The 1,929-nt window shown below is 72.2% G+C and carries 1 protein-coding gene and 1 pseudogene; one reads left to right on the forward strand and one right to left on the reverse strand.

Annotated elements, in window-relative coordinates; translation table 11 throughout:
* Positions 1-636 (reverse strand): annotated as a pseudogene (locus E1292_RS50235) (hypothetical protein); the annotation flags it as partial.
* Positions 637-689: 53 nt separating this feature from the next.
* Between E1292_RS50235 and E1292_RS50240 the strand changes: the two are divergent.
* Positions 690-1,349, forward strand: a complete 660-nt coding sequence (locus E1292_RS50240; RefSeq protein WP_132606851.1) for an endonuclease V — start codon at positions 690-692, stop codon at positions 1,347-1,349.
* Positions 1,350-1,929 lie beyond the last annotated feature (580 nt).

The raw sequence follows: 1,929 nt of genomic DNA on the forward strand, positions 1-1,929 counted from the left end.
GGCGTGTGGCGTACCCGATGGAGGGCGTGCCGGATGCCCCAGCTCAGGCCGCCCAGCCCGCGCCCGTGCAGGTGGGACGCGCCCTCCCCCGGCTCGACACACCGCGAACCCGCGCCCGGCCAGGTCGGCGCAGAGTGCCTCCATGAGGTCCGCGGCCCAGATCGAGCGCCAGTATCCGCCGTGAACCAGCGCCACGACCGGCGGCCTGGGCACGCCCTCCGGCACGTACAGATCACCCCATTGATCGCAGGACGGCCCGTAAGGGATCCTCAGGGGCGTGTGGCGTACCCGATGGAGGGCGTGCCGGATGCCCCAGCTCAGGCCGCCCAGCCCGCGCCCGTGCAGGTGGGACGCGCCCTCCCCCGGCTCGACACCGTCCGCCCGGTGCGCGTCGACCCAGACCACGGCCCCCAGCGGCCGTCCGATGAGGGCGCGTACCTCGGCATCGGGCCCGGGCATCACGACCGCCCCGTCCCGTACGAGCGACAGCAGGTGAGAAGCGTCGCGGGCGTGGACGAGAGTGCCTCGCACGCCCAGGGCGGCGAATTCACGGCCGGCGATCTGCGCCAGCAGCGCCGCATCCGCGACGACCCCCGGACCCACGATCACCGGTACGTCCACCGGAACTTCGCTCATGACGACCGACCCTACTCAACGATCTTCGGCCGCGACCGCGTACCTTGATCGGGATGCAGGTAAGACGACTTCATCCATGGCCCTCCAGCGTCGCGGAGGCGGAGTCCATCCAGGACCGGCTGCGCGGGCACGTCGAGCTGACCGGCCCCACCGAATTCGCGCTGGTGGCGGGCCTGGACGTGCATTACCACGGCGACGACGCGGTGACGGCGGCCGTGGTCGTCCTCGACGGGGGCACGCTCGCGCCGGTGGAGCAGGTGGTCGCCGAGGGGCGGGTGGCGTTCCCGTACGTGCCTGGGTTGTTCGCCTTCCGCGAGCTGCCCACGCTGATCGACGCCCTCGAACGGCTGACCGTGACCCCTGACCTGCTGGTCTGCGACGGGTACGGGCTGGCCCATCCGCGCGGGTTCGGGCTGGCCTGCCACCTGGGGGTGCTCACCGGACTGCCGGCGCTGGGGGTGGGCAAGACGCCGTTCATCGGTACGCACGAGCCTCCCGGGCCAGAGCGCGGGGCGTGGACGCCGATCGCGCACGAGGGCGCCACGGTCGGGCGGGCTCTGCGCACGCAACGAGGGGTCAAGCCGGTGTACGTCTCCCAGGGCCACCGCATCTCCCTGGACACGGCCACCGGCCAGGTTCTCCGCCTCGCCGCCCGCTTCCGCCTGCCGGAGCCCATCCGCCACGCCGACCACCTGGCCCGCCACCCCTCCTGACCCGGGCCGCCCAGACCCGATCCCCCGATCCGGCGCTCCAAGGTGCCTGGGTCCCGGTTATCACCGAACCACCGCACGGTCCCATCGCGCCCGGCGGGAACGTGACCCGGTGCTCCGCGTCCCTGCATCTCGAACGCGCGGAAACGCCGCAAGGACTCAGCATTCGGGCCGGAAGCACGGCCCGAATGCTGGGACCTGACCGGTGGGACCGGATGAGCCGCACTGGGTGCTCCGGCCGCGTGACCGTGGACCGGATGGGTGGACACGTGACCCCGGACCGGATGGGCGCACGTGTGACCGTGGACCTGATGGGTGCACACGTGACCCTGGACCTGATGGGTGCACACGTGACCCTGGACCTGATGGGTGCACACGTGACCCTGGACCTGATGGGTGCACACGTGACCCTGGACCTGATGGGTGCAACTGTGTCGGCCGGACCACGTTGCGGACCCGATGGGCGGGCACCCGTGAACAGGACCCCCTGAACAGGACCCGGTGAACGGGACCCCGTGGACAGGACCCAGTGGACTGGGACCGGTAGGCGGGACCGGTGGGCGGGACCGGTGGGCGGGACCGG

Origin of the sequence: Nonomuraea deserti (assembly GCF_004348685.1) — a bacterium.
GTDB classification, from domain to species: domain Bacteria; phylum Actinomycetota; class Actinomycetes; order Streptosporangiales; family Streptosporangiaceae; genus Nonomuraea; species Nonomuraea deserti.